Origin of the sequence: Rubricoccus marinus, from assembly GCF_002257665.1 — a bacterium.
Classification (GTDB): Bacteria; Bacteroidota; Rhodothermia; order Rhodothermales; family Rubricoccaceae; genus Rubricoccus; species Rubricoccus marinus.
Genome location: NZ_MQWB01000001.1, coordinates 740,258 through 757,749, shown reverse-complemented (window position 1 = coordinate 757,749; position 17,492 = coordinate 740,258). Strand labels below are relative to the sequence as shown.

Annotated in this window: 17 protein-coding genes; 8 read left to right on the top strand and 9 right to left on the bottom strand. The window is 68.4% G+C overall.

What is annotated here, in order from left to right:
* Positions 1 to 122 precede the first annotated feature (122 nt).
* The 5 genes from carA to BSZ36_RS02950 all read left to right on the top strand — a co-directional run bounded on the left by carA (position 123) and on the right by BSZ36_RS02950 (position 5,923).
* Positions 123 to 1,229: a glutamine-hydrolyzing carbamoyl-phosphate synthase small subunit gene (carA, locus tag BSZ36_RS02965; protein WP_094545852.1), complete on the top strand. Its 1,107-nt coding sequence runs from the start codon at positions 123 to 125 to the stop codon at positions 1,227 to 1,229.
* A gap of 71 nt (positions 1,230 to 1,300) precedes the next feature.
* Entirely contained in the window at positions 1,301 to 1,528 is a 228-nt protein-coding gene (locus BSZ36_RS02960) for a DUF4177 domain-containing protein (RefSeq protein WP_094545850.1), read from the top strand.
* Positions 1,529 to 1,667: 139 nt separating this feature from the next.
* On the top strand, positions 1,668 to 4,556 hold the full coding sequence (carB, locus tag BSZ36_RS02955) for a carbamoyl-phosphate synthase large subunit (protein ID WP_094545848.1): 2,889 nt from the start codon (positions 1,668 to 1,670) through the stop codon (positions 4,554 to 4,556).
* A gap of 123 nt (positions 4,557 to 4,679) precedes the next feature.
* The gene (locus tag BSZ36_RS18795; RefSeq protein ID WP_179270985.1) at positions 4,680 to 5,603 is read left to right on the top strand and encodes a SecDF P1 head subdomain-containing protein; all 924 of its coding nucleotides are present in this window, start codon (positions 4,680 to 4,682) and stop codon (positions 5,601 to 5,603) included.
* 131 nt (positions 5,604 to 5,734) lie between these two features.
* Complete coding sequence (locus tag BSZ36_RS02950; RefSeq protein WP_094545846.1) at positions 5,735 to 5,923, top strand: hypothetical protein; 189 nt, start codon at positions 5,735 to 5,737, stop codon at positions 5,921 to 5,923.
* A gap of 247 nt (positions 5,924 to 6,170) precedes the next feature.
* Here BSZ36_RS02950 and BSZ36_RS02945 read toward each other — a convergent pair whose 3' ends face one another.
* The 4 genes from BSZ36_RS02945 to BSZ36_RS02930 all read right to left on the bottom strand — a co-directional run bounded on the left by BSZ36_RS02945 (position 6,171) and on the right by BSZ36_RS02930 (position 9,401).
* Entirely contained in the window at positions 6,171 to 6,881 is a 711-nt protein-coding gene (locus BSZ36_RS02945) for a hypothetical protein (protein ID WP_094545844.1), read from the bottom strand.
* Between the two features lie 89 nt (positions 6,882 to 6,970).
* Entirely contained in the window at positions 6,971 to 7,234 is a 264-nt protein-coding gene (locus BSZ36_RS02940; protein ID WP_094545842.1) for a NifU family protein, read from the bottom strand.
* Between the two features lie 145 nt (positions 7,235 to 7,379).
* The gene (locus BSZ36_RS02935; RefSeq protein WP_094545840.1) at positions 7,380 to 8,477 is read right to left on the bottom strand and encodes an Mrp/NBP35 family ATP-binding protein; all 1,098 of its coding nucleotides are present in this window, start codon (positions 8,475 to 8,477) and stop codon (positions 7,380 to 7,382) included.
* A 126-nt stretch (positions 8,478 to 8,603) separates the two neighbouring features.
* A complete protein-coding gene (locus BSZ36_RS02930) occupies positions 8,604 to 9,401 on the bottom strand; it encodes a L,D-transpeptidase family protein (RefSeq protein ID WP_094545838.1) in 798 nt (265 codons plus the stop codon).
* A 70-nt stretch (positions 9,402 to 9,471) separates the two neighbouring features.
* Here BSZ36_RS02930 and BSZ36_RS02925 point away from each other — a divergent pair, with 70 nt between their 5' ends.
* Positions 9,472 to 9,759 carry a hypothetical protein gene (locus tag BSZ36_RS02925; protein ID WP_094545836.1) on the top strand — a complete coding sequence of 96 codons (288 nt, stop codon included), beginning with the start codon at positions 9,472 to 9,474 and terminating at the stop codon, positions 9,757 to 9,759.
* Here BSZ36_RS02925 and BSZ36_RS02920 read toward each other — a convergent pair.
* The 3 genes from BSZ36_RS02920 to BSZ36_RS02910 form a co-directional block, all read right to left on the bottom strand.
* Entirely contained in the window at positions 9,756 to 11,099 is a 1,344-nt protein-coding gene (locus tag BSZ36_RS02920) for a CotH kinase family protein (protein ID WP_179270984.1), read from the bottom strand. The genes BSZ36_RS02925 and BSZ36_RS02920 overlap by 4 nt on opposite strands.
* Positions 11,100 to 11,158: 59 nt before the next feature.
* Positions 11,159 to 12,193, bottom strand: a complete 1,035-nt coding sequence (gnd, locus tag BSZ36_RS02915) for a phosphogluconate dehydrogenase (NAD(+)-dependent, decarboxylating) (protein WP_094545832.1) — start codon at positions 12,191 to 12,193, stop codon at positions 11,159 to 11,161.
* Positions 12,194 to 12,277: 84 nt separating this feature from the next.
* Positions 12,278 to 12,661: a response regulator gene (locus BSZ36_RS02910; protein WP_094551135.1), complete on the bottom strand. Its 384-nt coding sequence runs from the start codon at positions 12,659 to 12,661 to the stop codon at positions 12,278 to 12,280.
* 80 nt (positions 12,662 to 12,741) lie between these two features.
* Here BSZ36_RS02910 and thiE point away from each other — a divergent pair, with 80 nt between their 5' ends.
* Entirely contained in the window at positions 12,742 to 13,383 is a 642-nt protein-coding gene (thiE, locus tag BSZ36_RS02905; protein WP_094545830.1) for a thiamine phosphate synthase, read from the top strand.
* Between the two features lie 19 nt (positions 13,384 to 13,402).
* Here thiE and BSZ36_RS02900 read toward each other — a convergent pair whose 3' ends face one another.
* Complete coding sequence (locus BSZ36_RS02900) at positions 13,403 to 14,788, bottom strand: dienelactone hydrolase family protein (protein WP_094545828.1); 1,386 nt, start codon at positions 14,786 to 14,788, stop codon at positions 13,403 to 13,405.
* 52 nt (positions 14,789 to 14,840) lie between these two features.
* Here BSZ36_RS02900 and BSZ36_RS19205 point away from each other — a divergent pair, with 52 nt between their 5' ends.
* Positions 14,841 to 15,476 (top strand): diacylglycerol/polyprenol kinase family protein, encoded by a 636-nt coding sequence (locus BSZ36_RS19205; protein WP_094545826.1) that lies wholly within the window; start codon positions 14,841 to 14,843, stop codon positions 15,474 to 15,476.
* Positions 15,477 to 15,498: 22 nt separating this feature from the next.
* Here the strand turns inward: BSZ36_RS19205 and BSZ36_RS02890 are convergent, their stop codons facing one another.
* A complete protein-coding gene (locus tag BSZ36_RS02890; RefSeq protein WP_094545824.1) occupies positions 15,499 to 17,436 on the bottom strand; it encodes a tetratricopeptide repeat protein in 1,938 nt (645 codons plus the stop codon).
* Positions 17,437 to 17,492 lie beyond the last annotated feature (56 nt).

Sequence of the window (17,492 nt, the reverse complement as noted above, 5' to 3'; positions counted from 1 at the left end):
ATTTCCGACTGGGGCCAGCCAGCCCCTCGGCTCCGCCGTTCCCGCGTCCAGCCTTCCCCCGGGGAGGCTGTTTTTGTATCCGCCCCGCACGCCGTCCCGTGCGCTCCCGCCAGAGGCCACCGATGACCGAGACCGCCCCCGCCAAGATCGCCCTCGAAGATGGGCTCGTCCTTACCGGCACCGCCGTCGGCGCCAGAGGCGAGACCGGTGGCGAGCTGTGCTTCAACACGTCCATGAGCGGCTACCAGGAGATCCTCACGGACCCCTCCTACGTGGGCCAGCTCATGATGATGACCTACCCCCACATCGGCAACTACGGCGCGTTCGAGGACGCGACCGAGAGCGACACGCCGAAGGTGGCGGGCCTGGTCGTCCGCGAGTTCTGCCACTCCCCCTCCAACCACCGCTCCGAGGAGACCCTGGCGGCGTGGATGGAGCGCCACGGCCTCGTGGGGATCAGCGGCATCGACACGCGCCAGCTCGTGCGTCACATCCGCGAGAAGGGCGTGATGAACGCCGTCGTCTCGTCCGAGGACCTGGACGACGACAGCCTGATCGCCAAAGCGAAGAACGTCCCGAGCATGGCCGGTCTGGAGCTGGCCTCTCGCGTCAGCGTCGCCGAAGCGGAGGACTTCTCCGAGGGAGACGGCCCGCGCATCGCCGTCTACGACTATGGCGTCAAGCGCAACATCCTCCGCTCGTTCGCCACCAGAGGCGCCAGCGTCCGCCTCTTCCCGCACGACACGCCTCTGGCGACGGTCCAGGCGTGGAACCCGGACGGCATCTTTTTCTCGAACGGCCCCGGCGACCCGCGCGCGATGCCGGACGCCGTCGCGACCGTCAAGGAGGCCATCGCCAGCGGCCTGCCGCTGTTCGGCATCTGCCTCGGGCACCAGCTCATGGCCCTCGCCGAGGGCATCGAGGTGTTCAAGATGAAAGTGGGCCACCGCGGTGCCAACCAGCCGGTCCTCAACGCCGAGACGGGCAAGGTCGAGATCACGACGCAGAACCACGGCTTCGCCGTCGATCCCGAGTCCGTCACGCCAGAGGCCGCGGCGGTCCACCACCGCAACCTGAACGACGGCTCGGTGGAGGGCCTGCGCTTTGCGCGCTTCCCCGGCTTCTCCGTCCAGTACCACCCCGAGGCCTGCCCCGGCCCTCACGACAGCCACTACCTCTTCGACGAGTTCCTGAGCCTGATCGCCTCTGGCGAGAACGCCCCGGCCTAGCTCCGTCCCCCGTGTGCCGGCTGGCCCGCCCCGGACTCCAGTCCGCGGCCGCCAGAGGCCAGCCCCCGATTATGACCGATCCGACCACCAAGAAAAAAGCCCTCGTCGTCACCTGTCAGGCCGACGGCCAGAACGGCAACGTCGCCGACCTCACGCGCCACCTCAATGAGGGCTGGCGCCTGGTCTCCACGACCGCCATGGGCGGCGTCGGCGGCTACGACGGACCGGTCCAGTTCGCCGCGCTCGTGATCCTGGAGCGCGAGGAGCAGAAAACCGTCGGCGGGTTTACGGGCCAGTAGGAACGAGCCAGCGGCCAGTGGCAGAAACGCCCCGACCTCTGGCGGCACCCGCGCCCGGACGGTCCTCGACGCCGCTTCCTGATTCAGATCCCTCGCCAGAGGCCCCACTCGCCACTGGCCACTCCCCACTGCCTCACCGATGCCCAAGCGCACCGACATCCAGTCCATCCTCCTCATCGGCAGCGGCCCCATCGTGATCGGGCAGGCCTGCGAGTTCGACTACTCCGGCACCCAGGCCGCCCGCGCACTTCGCGACGAGGGCTACCGCGTGATCCTGGTCAACTCCAACCCGGCCACGATCATGACCGACCCGATGACGGCGGACGTGGTCTACCTCCAGGAGCTGACGCCCAAGAGCATCAAAGAGATCGTCGCGAAGGAGAAGCCCGACGCGGTCCTGCCCACGATGGGCGGCCAGACCGCGCTCAACCTCGCCGACACGCTGCACCAAGAGGGCTACTGGGAGGAGCAGGGCATCCACGTGATCGGCGTGGACATCGACGCGATCCACATTACGGAGGACCGCCAAGCCTTCCGCGACCTGATGGACACGGTCGGCATCGACCAGGCGCGGTCCAAAGTCGCGAAGTCCCTTTTGGAGGCGAAGGAGATCGCGCAGGACCTCGCCAGAAGCGAGGACGGCGGGCTCGGGCTCGGCTTTGAGCCGGTCGTCATCCGGCCCTCGTTCACGATGGGCGGCATGGGCGGCGGCATCGTGTGGAAGGCGGAGGACTTCGACTACAAGGTGACGCGCGGCTTGGAGCTGTCACCCGTTCACGAAGTGCTGATCGAGGAGTGCTTGGTCGGCTGGAAGGAGTACGAGTTGGAGCTCTTGCGCGACGCCAACGACAACGTCGTCATCATCTGCTCCATCGAGAACGTGGACCCGATGGGCGTCCACACCGGCGACAGCGTGACCGTCGCGCCGCAGCAGACCCTCACGGACCCGCAGTACCAGCGCCTGCGCGACGCCGCGATTCGGGCGATGCGCTCCATCGGGACCTTTGCGGGCGGCTGCAACATCCAGTTCGCGGTCAACCCGGCCGACGGGCGGATGATCGTGATCGAGATCAACCCCCGCGTCTCGCGGTCCTCGGCGCTCGCATCCAAGGCCACAGGCTACCCGATTGCGAAGGTCGCCGCGCGCCTCGCGGTCGGCTACACGCTGGACGAGCTGCCCAACGAGATCACCGGGACGACGAGCGCCTGCTTCGAGCCTGCGCTGGACTACGTCGTCGTCAAGGTGCCGCGCTTCAACTTCGACAAGTTCGAGGGCGCCGACGAGGAGCTGACGACCCAGATGAAGGCCGTCGGCGAGACGATGGCGATCGGCCGCACGTTCAGCGAGAGCCTTCAGAAAGCGTGGCAGGGGCTCGAAATCGGCTTCTCAGGCCTTGGCGCCGACCGCCCGCTCCCCGACCGGAACGTTATCCGCCAGAGGCTCTCGAAGAGCTACTGGGACCGCCTCTACCAGATCCGCAACGCCTTCCGCCTCGGCACGAGCGTGGAGGAGATCCACGACATCACGCGCGTGGACCCGTGGTTCCTAGATGCCATCCACGGGCTCGTGGAACTGGAGCGCAAGACCGAGAAGCAGCCTCTGGCGGAGATCAGCCACGAGGCCATGCTAGAGCTCAAGCAGCACGGCTTTAGCGACGTGCAGATCGCCTACCTCGTCAAGGACGACGCGACCGAGGAGCACGTGCGCGAGCATCGCCAGAGGCTCGGCCTCAAGCCGACCTACCGCGTCGTGGACACGTGCGCGGGCGAGTTCCCCGCCGAGACGCCGTACTTCTATAGCACGTACGACCAGGGCGAGACGGAGAGCACGCGCAGCGACCGCAAAAAGGTGGTCATCCTGGGCTCGGGCCCCAACCGGATCGGGCAGGGCATCGAGTTCGACTACTCGTGCGTCCACGGCGTACTCGCAGCCAAAGAGATGGGCTACGAGGCCATCATGATCAACTGCAACCCGGAGACGGTCTCGACCGACTTCGACGTGGCCGACAAGCTCTACTTCGAGCCGGTCTTCTGGGAGCGCGTGGCCGACATCCTGGACCACGAGGACCCGGACGGCGTGATCCTCCAGTTGGGTGGCCAGACGGCGCTCAAGCTCGCGCGGCAGTTCGTTGCCAGAGGCCTGCCCATCATGGGGACGCCGTACGAGCGGATGGACCTCGCGGAGGACCGCGGCAAGTTTTCCGAGGTGCTCAAAAAGCTGGAGATCCCGTTCCCACCCTACGGCATGGCGCGGAGCGTGGAAGAGGCGGTCGAGACGGCGGAAAAGATCGGCTACCCGATTCTCGTGCGGCCCTCGTACGTCCTCGGAGGCCAGGGCATGCACATCGCGATCAACAAGGACGAGGTGGCGAGCTACGTGGCCGACGTGCTGGAGCGCTTCCCCAAGAACGAGATCCTGCTGGACCTCTTCCTGGAGAACGCCATCGAGGTCGACGTGGATTGCTTGGCCGACGGCGACGAGGTGCACATCGCGGGCGTGATGCAGCACATCGAGCCCGCGGGCGTCCACAGCGGCGACTCCACGGCCGTGATCCCGCCGTTCTCACTTTCCGACGAGACCGTCGAGGTGCTCAAAGAGACCGTGACCAAGATCGCGACCGAGTTGGGCGTCGTCGGCATGATGAACGCGCAGCTCGCGGTGCAGAAGCGGCCCGACGCCTCTGGCGCGCCTGTGGACCACGTGTTCGTGATCGAGGCCAACCCTCGCGCGTCCCGGACGGTCCCGTTCGTTGCCAAGGCGACGGGCGTGCCTATCGCGACCATCGGCTCGAAGATCATGCTCGGCGCCAAGATTGCCGACTTCCGCGCCAGCGGCGAGTTGGAGTCCTCGCTCGAAGGCTATGCCGTCAAGGAGCCCGTCTTCTCGTGGGACAAGTTCCCCGAGGTGAGCAAGGAGCTCGGCCCAGAGATGAAGTCCACCGGTGAGGCGATTGCGTTCGTGGACGACATCACGGACGAGCACATCGCGCGGCCGTTCGAGATGCGGAATCTGTACCTGTCCCGGTAGCCTCTGGCGCCGGAGTCTACGGGCACAGATAAGTCCCGATACCGGTCTTTATCCTACTCAATGCGCGCTCTCACTCTTCTTCTGCTCTGTCTAGTCTCTGGCGCGAGTGCTCAAACCGGCACAGTGGAGCTTCGCGAGGCAGTGGTTCCCTCGTGGTACCCCCTCAGGGCTGACCTAGCTGAAACGACCGGGATGACAGGGTTGCCTGGCCCGGACGGTGAGACGATATACGTCGGAGAGCTACTGCTAGAACTGTCCTTTGGCGACGTGGAGTCTGTTGGCGTCACGTCTGACCCTTTAACATCGGTCCCGCTAGTCTCGCTCGCGTTCGCGCCAGAGGCGTCGAAGACGCTAGCGGAGATTACAGGGGATCGGATTGGTCAACCATTGGCGGTCGTGTTTGAGGATCGGGTGCTCTCCGCGCCCCGAATCAACGGTCGTATCACAGGAGGCCGTATGAGCATCGAAGGCACGACGCTTGAGGAAGCAGAGGACATCGCGGCATCGATCCGTGAAGCTGTTGGGGGTCTTACTCCATGGGAATACGCACGTCGGACAATTGACACATCGACGCCTGAGGCTACAGTTGTGTCGCTGGAACGCGTGCTCCGTCTCGGTGACTGGCAAAGTGCCACCCGCCCGTTACATCCAGACGCGGTCACAGACCTTCGCGGAGCGATAGGCTCGGCTGCGATTCGTCTCGTTGGGGATGAGGCCGAAGGGATTGCAGGCACGATCGACGGCCTCCGGTTGCCTTTGGCGGAGGTACTTGGGAGCGTTCCGCCCGGCAGAAGCTTCGGAGACCTCTCCGACACGGATGCCCTAGCCCTGGCGTTCGCGCTCACGACAGCCGCCGGCACTCCGATGTGGTCATCTCCAATAAGAGGCGAAACCCTGGGTATCACAACGCTCGGCGATCGCGCCTACGTCGTCCAAGGTGACACCTTTCTGGAGGCAGACGGCTTGACCTCCGCAACCGTCATCGCTCTAGAGCGCCTCGATAGTCCAGAGGGGCACCGGTGGGTTGTTTTGTTCTCGCTCCCATAATTTGGCAAGCCTCTGGCGCCAGAGGCTTGCGATGTCGGTCTATTCGGCTTCCACTTTGAGCCGTTGGCGGCACGCTAGAGGCAAGGCGTGAGAAACGGCGCGAGGTTTGGCGTCCCGTTTCCTACTTCGTTGTGTCTGGGATACCCCGAACCGAATGTCCCATCGCGCGGCTCACCATTGAGCCGCACGAGAATGCCGACGCTCTTGAACTCGCCGCCGTAGGCGGCTACCGCGCGGTCGTTGTGAAAGGCCGCTATCAAACAGGCGACCTCGTGGTGTACATCCCTGAGGGCTCTCTCGTATCGCGGGCCGTACTCTGACGCCACGCTGGGCGAGTACACGTCGGGCCGCGAGGCCGTGAGAGGGCGCGAGACGCACATCCGCGGGGGCGTCTTGGTGCGCTCTGCGACTGAGTGCACAGACCCCGGACTCGGGCGCGTGCAGCTCAAATCGGTCAGCGACAACTACCTCACGCGCAAGGGCGGGACCGAGTACACGTGAGAACGCCGAGCCTCTGGCGTCAGAAGCTGGGTGCGGCCCCTGGCGCCAGAGCGATCCCGCCAGAGGCTAGACCTTGCCGAACAGCGCCTCCTCGACGCTCTTAAGCTGTTTCGCGTCGGCCTCCATTTTGCCCTCGGGCGTCTCGGCGTACTCGGCGGCTTTGCGCTCGGCCTCGGCGATGGCCTCCAAGCGGGCCTCCTCTTTTTGCTCGGCCCGGATCTGGTCCGCGAACGGCTCTTGCGAGCGGGCGAACATCACGTGCGGCTCCTCGACGGGGTATCCCGCCTCCTGGCGCTCGCGGTAGAGGCGCAGGCACCCGTTCCAGAGCGCGCGGCGCAGGCCCCACTTCTCGACGGAGTAGGAGGCCGCTTTGCGCTTGCCGGTCGAGTCGATCCAGTTGAGCTGGACGTAAAGGCGCGGCTTGGCGCCCTCGTCCTTTTCGCGGACCGAGAGGCCCACGACGCCGGTGTTGCTCCAGGCCTTGCGGGGCTTCTGGGGAGTGTCTGGCATATCAGAAAGAAGCTGATCTCGGTATGCCTTGGCAGCGTCCAGGGCGCCGTCGCGGCCGTCGTTCTTGGCATCGGCGAAGAACTTGGAGAGCCGTTTCCCCTCGCGCCGGGCGCGGACCTGCCATCCATGGGTGGGATGCCGGTTGGGGTAAGCCTCCGAAGGCTCGATGTCGATGCGGGTGATGTGGTGGAGCTCTCGCTGCGGCGACTCGGACGAGTCGTCGGCGGTGGTCGGCTCCCCGCTCGCGCGGGAAGGGCTGTCGGCCATCGGGTGGGTCAGGGGGCGACCGCGCGGACTGCGCGGATCGGAAAACGAACGCGGCGCCAGAGGCGCCGCTAGAGGGAAGGACCGGTGGGCTAGGCGTGCTCGGGCACGACCACTTCGACGCGGGACACCTCGGGCACGGCGCGCTTGATGGTCTGCTCGATGCCTCCGCGCAGCGTCATCATGCTCAGGGGGCACGTGCCGCAGGCGCCCAGCAATTCCAGCTCCACGACCATATCGGGCGTGATGCGGTGGACACGCGTCGAGCCGCCGTCCGCCATCAGGTAAGGGCGGATGGCGTCGAGCGCGGTCTCGATGCGTTCCAGGAGGTCGGAATAGGTCGAGTCGTCGGCCATCGGTCTGGGGGGCTGTCGGATGATACGCAGGGGCGGCGGCCTCTGGCGCGGGTGCCGTTCCGTGAACGCGCCAGAGGCGCGAGGGGGTTCTGACGCACCAACGCGGACGGACCGGCCTCTAGCGCCAGAGGCCGGAACGCCGCGCCTAGCGGTGCAGGATCTCGATGGGTTGCGTGGCGGGGGCCTCGGCGTTGCGGATGGACACCTCGCGCGCGACGCGGCCCGCGAGTTCGCGGAAGACGCCAGCGGCGACGGAGTCCGGCTCGCGGACCGTGACGGGAGCGCCGAGGTCGCCGGCCTCTCGCGTGGCCTGCTCCAGCGGGATCTCCGCCAGGAGCGGGACCTCCATCTCGGCGGCGAGCTTCTGAGCGCCCGCCTGGCCGAAGAGGTAGTACTTCCGGTCGGGCAGATCCGGCGGGGTGAAGTACGCCATGTTCTCCACGATGCCGAGAACGGGCACGCCCGTCTTCTCGAACATCTTGATGCCCTTGCGCGCGTCCGCGAGCGCGACCTCTTGCGGCGTGCTCACGATCACCGTCCCGGTCACCGGGACCGTTTGCACGAGCGTGAGCTGGATGTCGCCCGTGCCCGGCGGGAGGTCCAGAATGAGGTAATCCAGCTCGCCCCAGACGGCGTCGTTGACGAACTGCTTGACGGCGCTGGACGCCATCGGGCCGCGCCACACGACGGCGTTGTTGGGATCCACCAGGAAGCCCATCGAGAGCAGCTTGACGCCATAGCGGACGAGGGGGATGATCTTGCGCTCCTCGTTGACGCGCGGCTTCTCGTCGATCGGGATGCCGAACATGACCGGCACGCTCGGGCCGTACACGTCGATGTCGAGCAGGCCGACGCGCGCGCCGGTCTCGGCCAGCGCGACCGCAAGGTTGGCCGCGACGGTGCTCTTGCCCACGCCGCCCTTGCCGCTGGCGACCGCGATAAAGTTCTTGACGCCAGAGGCGCCGCCCTGCGCGATCTGGGCCTCTGGCGTGGTCGTCTCCGCCTCCATCTGGACCTCGACGGTCACCTCGTCGCCGCAGTCGCGGTGGATGGCCGTCTCGCAGCGCTGGCGGATAAGCTCCTTGAGCGGGCACGCGGGCGTGGTCAGGATGACCGTGAATGCGACCGCGTTGCCCTCAACGACGAGGTCTCGGATCATCCCGAGCGAGACCAGGTCGTCCTTGAGGTCGGGTTCTTCGACGGTGGAGAGGGCCGCGAGGACGGCGTCTTTCGTGAGCGGCATAGCAGAGCGCGGTGTTTCGCCAGAGGCTACGCGCACACGCCGCGTGCGGACGTGCACCGCGCGTGGATTCCGCCTCTGGCGCCCAGTGTCTCGCACTGCGCGTCTCCTGCGCGATCCCGCCAGAGGCTACTCCGGAAGGCCCCAGGCCTCGCGCAGCCGCGCCGCCTCTGGCGCGGGGAGTTGTACCAGGACCGGGCGCTCGCGCGCGTCCAGCCACCCCATCACACGCTGGAGCGCCGCGCTCGGCATGGCGGTGCAGCCGGCGGTCGAGGAGCCCGGCCCACGCCACACGTGGAGAAAGATGCACGAGCCTGCGCCCGGAGCGGGCGACGCGCCAGAGGCCGCTGGCGCCAGGTCCGGCGCGATGCCCGGCCCGTTGTGCGCCACGACCACGCCCAGGCTGTAGAGGTTGTCCGGGCGCCGCATCTGCTCGCGCGAGTCCCAGTCCTTCGATACTTCCGCCCCGTCCACGACGAGGTTGTAGAAGGCCGAGGCCGCATCGTCCACACACGCCAGCGTCGGCGTGGCCTGGACGTATGGGAGGCCGGTCGGCTCGGCGTCGGCGTAACCGAAGGCGGCGCTCAGCGCGAACGCGCCGGCGGGCGCGCGCCCATCGCCCTCGGCCTTCTGCACTCCGGCCTCTGGCGCGTGGAGCCCTCTCCCCCACCCCAGTCCGCTACGTCCCACCACGGTTGGCGTCGCCGCGCCGACTTCTCGCCAGGGACCAGGCTCGCCAGAGTTGCTGACATCGCGCTCGAACGTGCGCAGCGTGCCGTCGGTCGCGCTCCAATTCGGCGTCGTCACAAAGACGAGCTGGCGGCTCTCAGTTGGGATCGGAGAGACGCCAGAGGCCAGGGAGACTGACTGAGCGGCGCAGCCCGCCAGAGGCAGAAGGGCGAGGGCGAGGAGGACGAGCAGACGCATGAGTCGGGCGGAGGGCAGACGAAAGCTAGCCGCGCGAGAACGCGGGCCGGGTCTCGCGCGTGCGTGGGCCATGTCCTCTGGTTTCTACCGCCTCCTGATCGCCTCTGGCGTCGTCTTCGCGCTCAGCCTCGCGCTCGCCATCGCAGACGCGCTGGACTGGCTCGTGCTGCCGCAGGCGGCGCGGCCGTTTATCCCGGTCGTGCTCGTGGCGTCCACGCTCGTCGGGATCGTGCTGCTCTCGGGCAGCATCGGCATTCCCAAAAACCCGCGGCTGCCGACAGAAGAGGAGCTCCGCGAGGCGGCTTCCAGCACTACGCCTCCAGCGCCGCCGACCACTCCCGCGCCGCCAGAGGCCTAGGGCTCCGCGAGGAGCTCGCCGTCCATCCACGCGAGCCTCTGGCGGAGCCAGGATCGGAGGAAGTCCACCTCCTCGGCGTACGTCTCGCCGACAAACTCGTTGGGCCAGATCCGGCGGCCCAGGACTGGCCAGCGCTGGAAGTTGCGCGCCTGCGCCTCGTCCAGCTGGTCCGCGATGCCATCCACGCGCGCCACGAGCGAATCCGTCGCCAGAGGCCCGGCACGGAGTTCTGCCCACCGGGCGCGAGCCGCGCTCTGGAAACTCTCGGTCTGGACCAGGCGAGGCCACCACGCCGGAATCTGGAACGGGTCCTCGGCCTGCGTCATCAGCACCTGCCAGCCCTCGGGATCGGCACCGCTGTAGTAGTCCGCGTTGCCGAAGCCGATGTTGACGTCCCAGACCGGACCGGCGCGCAAGAGGCCGCCATTGGAGTCTTTGTCCTTGTGGAAGTAGGCGCTCAAGCGGTAGCCGTCTACGTTTTTGCTGAGCTCCACGAGCAGGAAGTAGTCCACGAACGAGGCGAGGTCAATAAAGGCCGGGTAGCCTCTGGCGGGGTCCTCGATGGTCTCGGCCATGAGCGCGCGCTCAAAGTCCGAGATCCAGTTCTCGATGTAGGCCGCTTGCTCGGGCGCGATCTCGGACGGCTTCGGGTCGTGGAACTGGTAGAGCGGGCGACCAGAGCCACCCCAGCCCGGGGCGCGGACCGGCGAGAGCCACCCGCCGCGCTCGCCGCCGGAGCGCTTGTCGATCTTGACGATGTAGCCGCCCGTGAGGTCGTCGCCAGAGGTCTCGTCGGGGTTGAGCGTCGCGATGTCCACGCGCCCGTCGTCGCGCTTGATCTTTTCCATGAGCACGTAGACGCCCTGGTACTCTCCGTCGAGGATCAGCTCCACGTAGCGCGTGCGGCTGGCGTACTGGCCCATCTCGCGCGCGAGGCGGTAGGCGAGCACGTTGCGCATGAGCGTCTTGTCCGAGTACGGCGCGTGCAGGATCCAGTCGTTCTCCTCCGGGAAGCCGAGCAGCGGCACGTTGAGGTTGGCGCCCGCTTCGTCGCGGGTCTCCACGGCGTACTGCTTTTTGGCGTACTTCGTGCGCGAGGTCGCGCCCCGAAGCTCAATCCCAATCGGGCCGTCGTAGCCCGTCGCGGCATCGTCCGGCCGGTTGCGCTCACCCGGGCCGTTGTCCACGATCCGCATCCGGCCCTCCACCTTCGGCTCGTTTGGGATCTCTCGCCCTACGTCCACGATCACGAGCGGGAGGTCAGACGACTCGAACGGCTGCGCCGATGCGCCAGAGGCCGCGAGGGCGAGGAGGAGAACACAGACGAAACGGGAGCGCAAAAACATGAGACTCGCGGGAGAACAACGGGCCTCTGGCGGTAGCGCCAGAGGCGAAGCGGCTAGCGGGAGGCGGCGCCCTCGGTGCGCACGCCGCCGGGGATGATCTCGACCGTGCCGGCATCGGAGATCTGGTCGGCGTACTCACCGTCCACGCCAGAGTCGCCTTTGACGGGGTGGCCGCCGAACTGGCCGCGCATAGCCGAAAGGACGCGGCTGGCGAACTGCGTCTCGTCGCGGCTGCTGAAGCGCGCGAACAGGCTCGCCGCGATAACGGTTGCGGGCACGCCGAGGTCGATGGCGGCCTCAACGGTCCAGCGCCCCTCGCCGGAATCCGGTACGTGGGGCGCAACGGCTTTGAGTCCGGGCCGCTCCACGAGCGCTTCGGCGATCAAGTCCAGCAGCCAACTCTGCACGACGGACCCCTCGCGCCAGAGGCTCGCGATCTGGCCGAGGTCGAGGTCGGCCGTGATCTCGTCGCCCGCTTCGTTGGTGCCCCAGTCTTTCTTGGCATCGAGGATCGCGAAGCCCTCGGCGAAGGCCTGCATCATGCCGTACTCGATGCCGTTGTGGACCATCTTGGTAAAGTGCCCCGCGCCCGTCGGGCCGACGTGGCCCCACCCGGCCTCTGGCGACGGCGCGAGGGTCTGGATAACGGGCGTGATCCGTTCGGCGGCGTGGTCGCTCGCGCCGAACATGATGGAGTATCCGTTTTCGAGGCCCCAGACGCCGCCCGAAACGCCGGCATCGACGTAGTGGACGCCCCGGCCTCTGGCGCGTTCGGCGCGCGCGAGGGTGTCGGTCCAGCGCGTGTTGCCGCCCTCGACGAGGATGTCGCCGTCTTCCAAGTATTCCAGCGCCTCGTCTACGTGGTCATCGGTGACCTGCCCGGCGGGGAGCATGAGCCACACCACGCGCGGGCTCTCCAGCTTGCCGATCAGGTCCCCCACGCTTTCGGTCCCCTCGGCGCCCGCTTCGACGGCGGTGTCGATCGGCCCCTGGGAGCGGTTGCTCACGAGGACGCGGTGGCCGCCGCGCGAGAGGCGGATGGCCATGTTGAGTCCCATCCGGCCGAGGCCGACGATGCCGATATCCATTGTGAGAAGCGGTTGCGAGGGTGGAGTCACACCTCGCGCCGCTCTCGGTTCCGCCTCTGGCGCCAGAGGCAAACGGCGCCTCGCTTAGGCGAGGCCGAAAACCTCCTCCTTGAGCGTGCCGAAGTCGATGGGCTTGGTGAGGTAGCCGCGAGCGCCCTTTGCGAGGGCGGTCGTCTTGAGCTCGCCGTCGTCGTAGGCGGTCACCATGTACACCTCCAGTTCGGGGAACTCCTCCTTGATGCGCCCGAGGAGTTCGAGCCCGTTCATGCCGGGCATGTTCACGTCCGAAAGCACTACCACGACGTCGGCCGCGGCGCCGCCCTTAAGGATCTCGAGGGCTTCCTGACCACTCAGAGCGAACTGAAGCTCGATGTCGCCCTTCCGGATCTCGCGGCGGAACCGCTGCTGAAAAAGGATCTGGACGTCGGACTCGTCGTCTACGACGAGCGCGCGGAGAGGCTTGGGCATGGACTCGAACATGAGAGAAGGTACCAGGGAAGGAGTGAACGCCCGCCCCATCATTCCGTTGCACAGGCGAACTTCACGCTATGACTGCTCCCCCTGTGATCGGCCGGCTCCACGTCCTGACGGATTTCCACTTCCAGCAGCGCTACAGCCACGGTGCGCTCGCCCGGCTCGCGCTCGCGGGTGGCGCTGAGACCATCCAATTCCGCCAGAAGGTGGGCTCTCCACGCGATGCCTGGGTCAACGTGCGCCCCGTAATCGCGGCCTGCCGCGACGCGGGGGCCACGAGCCTCGTAGACGACCGCCTTGGCCTCGCGCTCGGCGCGGGCGCCGACGGGGTGCATCTAGGGCAAACGGATCTGCCCCTTGAGGCGGCTCGGACCGCCTTCGGCGCGCGGGGCGGCATCATTGGCGCGACCGCGACAACGGCGGCGCAGGCGCAAGAGGCCGAAGCCTCTGGCGCGGACTACATCGGCTTCGGCCCCGTGTTTCCGACGGGCTCGAAGGCCAACCCGGCGCGCGTCAAGGGCCTCGACGGCCTGGCCGAGGCGTGCGCGGCGGTGTCCATCCCGGTCATCGCCATCGCGGGGATCACGCCCGAGCGCGTGGCGCCCTGCCTGGACGCGGGCGCGATGGGCGTGGCGGTGATGACGGCGGTCTCGTGCGCGCCGGACCCGCAAGCGGCGGCGGCGGCCTTCCGCGAGGCCATTGAGCGCTGGGGCTAACGCCAGAGGCCTCTGGCGGCTACAGCTGGTCCAGACGGGCGAGGAGGAGCCGCGCGCATGCGCGGAGAGACGGCTCGGGCGCGTCCAACCAAGCGTCGAGTTCGGCGATGAGGCCTGCACGCTGAGCCGGGTGCTGTTCGGCGACGGATGCGAGCGCGGTGAGCGCGTTCGCGCGCGTGCCGTTGGCCGGCGTATCGCGGAGCCGGCGCCGGGCGAGCGCGAGGACCGTCTCTGCCTGCTGAGAGGTTAGAGCGATCCTCGCGAGGAGCAGCGGCAGCGTTCGGCGGAGCGCGGAGCCTCTGGCGTCAGCGCGGGCAGCGCTTAGGAGGGCGTCCGCGTGCAGAGCGAGCAGACCGGGGTGCCGCCGCGTGGCGAGGTCGAGCGCGGAGGCGGCGTGGTTGCGCAGAGCCGGGTCTGTACTAGCGAGGCCATCGACCAGAACGGCCGTGAGTTCGGGATCGCCAGCGGCCTCTTCCGCGATGCGCATGGCGCCGCGGTGGGAGCCCTCAGCGAGGCGGAGGTGGAGCGGGTGCACGGCCTCTGGCGCCAGAGGCGCTTTAGTCGTCTCCGTTGCCTGCAGGTTTGCCGCGAGGAACGCCGTCGTGCGCGCCCAGGCGGTCTCGGCGGCTTCAGGGTCGTAGGCCTGCCCAGAGGGGTTGGCAAAGGCGTGCGCAGCGTCGGTGTAGACAAACACCTCGTAGTCCACGCCCGCGGCCTCCAGCGCGCTGTCGAACTGCTCCACGGCGCTCATCGGGATGGAGTCGTCGGCCTCGCCGAAGTGGGCGAGGATGGGCATCGCCAGAGGCGCTAGCTCGTCGGACTCGGTTACGGGCTGGCCGTAGTAGATCACCGCGGCGTCCAGTTCCGTCGGCATTGCGAGGGCGGCCCGCAGGGACCACGCGCCGCCAAAGCACCAGCCTAGAGAGGCGACGCTGGGCGCCTGTTGCACCGTCTTGAGGTACGCGTAGGCCTGCTCCAGGTTATCGGTGAGCGCGGCGGAGCGGTCCATCGCGCCGCGCATGAGGCCCGTCGCGGCGTCGGGTGTGTCGGCAGACTCGCCCTGGTAGAGGTCGACGGCGAGCGCGGCGTAGCCTTCGGCGGCGAGCTTGGCGGCCATGTCGCGCACGTTGTCGTTGAGCCCCCACCACTCGTGGATGACGATGACGGCGGGCAGCGGGCCCGTCACGCCGGCAGGCCGGACGAGCGTCCCGGTTACGCTCTCGCCATCGACCGTGGCGTAGACCACCTCCTCGCGCGTCACGTCGAGCGCCGCGGCGTCCGCACCCGCGCCAGAGGCCTCTGGCGTCTCGCCGTCGTGCTGCTCGCGCATGTCGCCGGCGTAGTCGGTGTCGGAGCCGCAGGCGGTGAGAAAGACGGTGAGGAGCAGGGCGAGGAGCGTGCGCATGGCGCCAGAGGCGAGTGAGGGGCGGCTACCTTCCGCCGTCCCCCCGCGTTCCATGAGCGACCACGTCCCCGTCATCTCGTACGCCGCCGAGGTCCGCCGCAAGGCCCTCCACCTCGGCGCGCTCGTCATCCCGGTCGGGATCCTGCTGTTCGGGCGCGAGGTCTCGCTGTGGGTGCTGGTGCCTCTGGCGGTGATCGCGCTCGCGGCGGACTGGAGCCGCCAGAGGATCCGCTGGGCGCGGGACTTCCTGCTCAAGGCGTTCGCGTCGCTGATGCGGCCGGAGGAGATCCCGCCGTTCGGCGAGCGCATCGTGTTCAACGGCGCGACGATGATGTGCGTGGCGGCGGCGTTGTGCGTGGCGCTGTTCTCGCCCGTGGTGGCGGCCTCGGCGATGGCGATGCAGATGATCGGCGACGCGGCGGCGGCGCTCGTGGGCCGGCGCATCGGCAGAACCCGGCTGTTCGGCTCGCCGAAATCGCTGGAGGGCACGCTGGCGTTTATCGTCACCGCCGCGCTCATGGGCTGGGCGTTCGCGCAGTGGCCGGGCGTAGAGCTATCGCTCGCGCAGATCCTCGTCGGCGCCGTCGTGGCCGCGGCCGTGGAGGCGCTGCCGATCCCGGTCAACGACAACCTCCGCGTGCCTCTGGCGGCGGGCGCGGCGATGTGGGCGGTGGGTCTGGTGGTCTGAGCCTCTGGCGCCAGAGGCCCGCTCAGGCGTCGGCCGAAGGCAGCGAGATGGTAAACGTGCTGCCCATCGCGGAGGGCTCCAAATCCAGCGAGCCCTCGTGGCCGTCCACGACGATCTGGCGCGCAAGCGTGAGCCCGAGGCCTGTGCCCTCGCCCGTGGGGCGGGTGCTGAAAAACGGCTCGAACACGCGGTCGCGCAGGTCGTCCGGAATGCCGGGGCCGTTGTCCATCACGCGGAGGATCACGCGGTCGTCCACGCGGTCCAGCGCGACGCAAACCACGGCGCGGAAGCCGTCGTCCTCGTGGGCGCGGTCTAGGACGGCGCGGCGCGCGTTGTCCACCAGGTTGACGAGCGCGCGGTCGAAGGCCTGCGCGTCCACCTCGGCGTGAACCGGCTCCGCTCCGGGGACCCAGACCGGCCGGATACCCGAGCCCGCAAACGTGACGTCGACGACGCGGCCGACGAGGTCGCGGAGGTCCACGGTCTCGCGCTGGCCCGAGGACGTGTTGCCGTGCCCGATGAGGCTCTTGACGATGCCGCTGGCGCGCTGGGCGTGCTCCCGCACACGCCCGGTGTTCGCGCTCACGTCGCCGAGGAGGTCGGTGAGTTCGTCCGCGAGGTCGGGCGGCAGTTCGGCGCGGCGGCGCTCCACCGTCTCGCGCATCTCGTCGGCGTAGTCCGCGTTGATCTCGGCGAAGTTGGCGATGAAGTTGATCGGGTTCTGGATCTCGTGCGCCACGCCAGAGGCCAGGCGCCCGAGCGAGGCCAGCTTCTCTTGCTGGAGCAGCCGCCGCTGCGTTTGCTGGAGGTCCGTGAGAGCCTCTTCGAGGCCCGCGTTGGCGTCGGCGAGCTCGACCGAGCGGAGGTGCGCGATCTCGGCCTCGCGCTGCGCCTGCTCGGCGTCGGCGCGGATCTGGATGGACTGGATGCGGCTGCGCGATTGCGCGTCCAGCATCCGCTCGCGGCGGGCGTGGAACAGCCGGAAGTGCTCCAGCGCGCGCGCGGCGTCGCCAGAGGCCTCGTAGGCGTCGGCCAGCGCCTCGTCGGCTTGCGCGATGCGCGGCTCGGCGCCGACCTCCATCGCGAGGTCGCGGGCGTTCACCAGGGTCTCGATGGCCTCTGGCGCGCGGCCGAGCGCCGTGAGCGCGAGCCCGATGTGGAGCAGGCTCGTGCTCTGCGCCTGCCGGTTGCCCACCTCGCGACGGATGCCGAGCGCCTCGCGGTGGAGTTGGAGTGCCTGAGCGTACTCCTTGGCGAGGTACGCGCACTCGCCGAGGTCGTGGAGCGCGCGGGCTTCGTTGAGGCGGACCCCGTCTTCGCGAGCGAGGCGGAGCGCGGCTTCGTGGTGCGCGCGGGCCTCGGCGCTGCGGCCCATCCGCATCAGCGCGCCGCCCATAACGCCGTGCGCGCGGGCCTGCCCCGCCGGCTGGCCCAACTCGCCGAACAGGCGCAGCCCGGTCTCGCCCGCCTCCATCGCGCGTTCCAGGTCCCCGAGGTCCAGGTAGCTATTGCCCAGGCCGACAAGCGTCCACGCCTCCCGCTCCCGGTCTCCCAGCACCCGTGCCACGCGGAGCGCGTCGAGCGCGGTTTCCATCGCCTCGTCGAAATGCCCCAGGCTGACGTGCACGCCAGCGAGCCCGCCGAGGAGCAGCCCCCGCCCGTACAGGTCCCCGAACGGCTCGATCAAGGCCAACCCCTCCGTTAGCGCCTCCAAGGCCTCCTCGTGGTCGGAGCGCATGTACAACCCCGTGCCAAGGACGCCCAGCGCGTAGGCCCGCCCTCGGGCGTTGTCCGTGCTGTCCGCGCGGTCTAGTGCTCGCTGCGCGTGCTCGACTAGGTGGTCCGGCCGGTCGGGCATTCCCTCCCACGCTCGGAGCAGGATCGCGTCCAACGCATCATCGCCGGTCTGAACCGACGGAGGCGTCATCGTGGAGACGGAAGCGGGAGAGACCTCGGCCATGGCCGAGTCTACGCGCTAGAAGCTGCAGGGGTGCCCGCCTCTGGCGCCGAGGGTCG

Excerpts from the sequence above, each read along its gene's own strand:
- carA (WP_094545852.1), top strand. The coding sequence starts at position 123 with ATGACCGAGACCGCCCCCGCCAAGATCGCCCTCGAAGATGGGCTCGTC.
- BSZ36_RS02960 (WP_094545850.1), top strand. The coding sequence starts at position 1,301 with ATGACCGATCCGACCACCAAGAAAAAAGCCCTCGTCGTCACCTGTCAG.
- carB (WP_094545848.1), top strand. The coding sequence starts at position 1,668 with ATGCCCAAGCGCACCGACATCCAGTCCATCCTCCTCATCGGCAGCGGC.
- BSZ36_RS02945 (WP_094545844.1), bottom strand. The coding sequence starts at position 6,881 with ATGGCCGACAGCCCTTCCCGCGCGAGCGGGGAGCCGACCACCGCCGAC.
- BSZ36_RS02940 (WP_094545842.1), bottom strand. The coding sequence starts at position 7,234 with ATGGCCGACGACTCGACCTATTCCGACCTCCTGGAACGCATCGAGACC.
- BSZ36_RS02935 (WP_094545840.1), bottom strand. The coding sequence starts at position 8,477 with ATGCCGCTCACGAAAGACGCCGTCCTCGCGGCCCTCTCCACCGTCGAA.
- BSZ36_RS02930 (WP_094545838.1), bottom strand. The coding sequence starts at position 9,401 with ATGCGTCTGCTCGTCCTCCTCGCCCTCGCCCTTCTGCCTCTGGCGGGC.
- BSZ36_RS02925 (WP_094545836.1), top strand. The coding sequence starts at position 9,472 with ATGTCCTCTGGTTTCTACCGCCTCCTGATCGCCTCTGGCGTCGTCTTC.
- gnd (WP_094545832.1), bottom strand. The coding sequence starts at position 12,193 with ATGGATATCGGCATCGTCGGCCTCGGCCGGATGGGACTCAACATGGCC.
- BSZ36_RS02910 (WP_094551135.1), bottom strand. The coding sequence starts at position 12,661 with ATGCCCAAGCCTCTCCGCGCGCTCGTCGTAGACGACGAGTCCGACGTC.
- thiE (WP_094545830.1), top strand. The coding sequence starts at position 12,742 with ATGACTGCTCCCCCTGTGATCGGCCGGCTCCACGTCCTGACGGATTTC.
- BSZ36_RS02900 (WP_094545828.1), bottom strand. The coding sequence starts at position 14,788 with ATGCGCACGCTCCTCGCCCTGCTCCTCACCGTCTTTCTCACCGCCTGC.
- BSZ36_RS19205 (WP_094545826.1), top strand. The coding sequence starts at position 14,841 with ATGAGCGACCACGTCCCCGTCATCTCGTACGCCGCCGAGGTCCGCCGC.
- BSZ36_RS02890 (WP_094545824.1), bottom strand. The coding sequence starts at position 17,436 with ATGGCCGAGGTCTCTCCCGCTTCCGTCTCCACGATGACGCCTCCGTCG.